The following is a 1,579-nucleotide window of genomic DNA, read 5'->3' as shown; positions in this document are numbered from 1 at the left end:
AATATAAAAAAGCCATCAAAAAGCCCCACTGTACAAAAACACCTATATAAAACGAGATATTTGTATTTAAAAGTAGCTCAACCATTTTACTCCAACACTAGATAAAAAATTATTATACCGCTTTACATATTACGGCAACATCAAATAAAGGCACAAAATCACTCTTCTTTTAAGTTGAGCTTTACTGCCTCAGCGATCTAAACTTAACTTTCTAACACATCTTAAAAGCTTGTTTAAGCCTAAAAAATCCTTATTGATGATTAATACCAATGCCATGGTAAAATCGACAAAATACATCCCGAATGTGTAAATGGTCCAAAACCACCAATAGTAAAGAGTGCCAACGATTACAATGTCGTAATGCATACCCAGGAACAGACACGCATTAATAAATAGACCAACAATTACATAGACAAAAGCAATGGGGACAGGATTTTTACATACAGCTCGCCAAAGTAATAAAGTACCTATGGTAGCAAAATCAAAATAAAAGTAATTTAAGTGAGAAGTCGAAGTTCGAGGATCCATAAAAAGACTTGAAGTATAAGAAACCAGCATAATGAATGATAACTGTAGCAGGCTTTTATCTGCCTTATTTATACTTGCTGATAGATTATATAAAAATGAAATTAAAAAGAACCAAGTAAATAATAGCCCTATATTATCGCCTAAATCGACAAGACTCCAGAGTAGGTCAGCCATCAACTGTCCTTTTCAAACTAGTAATCAAACCATTTCTAAATTTCATCAAGTATAAAAAATTTTTGTTTATAAAAAATATAGCTACCATTATAAAATCAGCAGCGTTGACCCCTATCGCGTAAGCATTCCAAAGCCACCAGTAGCTTGTATTATTTGATATATAGATGTCGTAATGCATGAGAAAATGCAGGGTTGAGTTTATAGCTAAACCAGTAATAATATATAGATAGGTAATACCATCATGCCAGAGCCGCCTAAGGGAAATGATAACTAGGAGAGTTAAAATATCGGAAAACAAAAAATCTAGATAAGTTACCGTATCCATATTTGTAAATATACTAAACGAATATGAAACACTCATAACCAAAGACAAATACACTCTTTCTTTATTAGGCTTATTAATCGAATGAGCAAGGGAGTACAAAAAAGCCATAAGAAACCCCCATTGTACAAATGCACCTATGTACAGAGAAATTGTTGGGCTAATTAAAAGCTCATTCAATATTTTTCAACTTTTTAAAGTTCAATGTAACCCCTCTTTTAAAAGTGGTATTTTTATTGAATACTAGTGAAAGAAACATTAAAACATCGAACATATTAACGCCAATAGAATAAACACTCCAATACCACCAAGGCTCATAGTTATATAAAACGTATAGATCGTAATGCAATATTAAGGTGAGCACAGCATTTATTATTAACGCAAAGATGATGAAGTGAAAAGCTATAGAGCGGTGAAGTACTCTAAAATTAACAAAGCTAAAATTGTAATAAAATCGTAGAGCGCCCAATTTAAATATAAACTTTCTAATAAGTTTATGTAACCACTGGAAATATATGAGCAGAGCATAAGCGCAGATAAATAAACCGAGGATTT

1 protein-coding gene is annotated in these 1,579 nt (G+C 32.1%); it reads right to left on the bottom strand.

Annotated features, from left to right (window positions below; genetic code table 11):
* Window positions 1–189 precede the first annotated feature (189 nt).
* Complete coding sequence (locus GQR46_RS19465) at window positions 190–702, bottom strand: hypothetical protein (protein WP_165727581.1); 513 nt, start codon at window positions 700–702, stop codon at window positions 190–192.
* Window positions 703–1,579: the final 877 nt, after the last annotated feature.

This window comes from Pseudoalteromonas sp. Z1A6, from assembly GCF_011378745.1.
Taxonomy (GTDB): domain Bacteria; phylum Pseudomonadota; class Gammaproteobacteria; order Enterobacterales; family Alteromonadaceae; genus Pseudoalteromonas; species Pseudoalteromonas arctica.
Note: the sequence above shows the minus strand (reverse complement) of the source record. Positions and strands in the feature narration are given on the sequence as shown.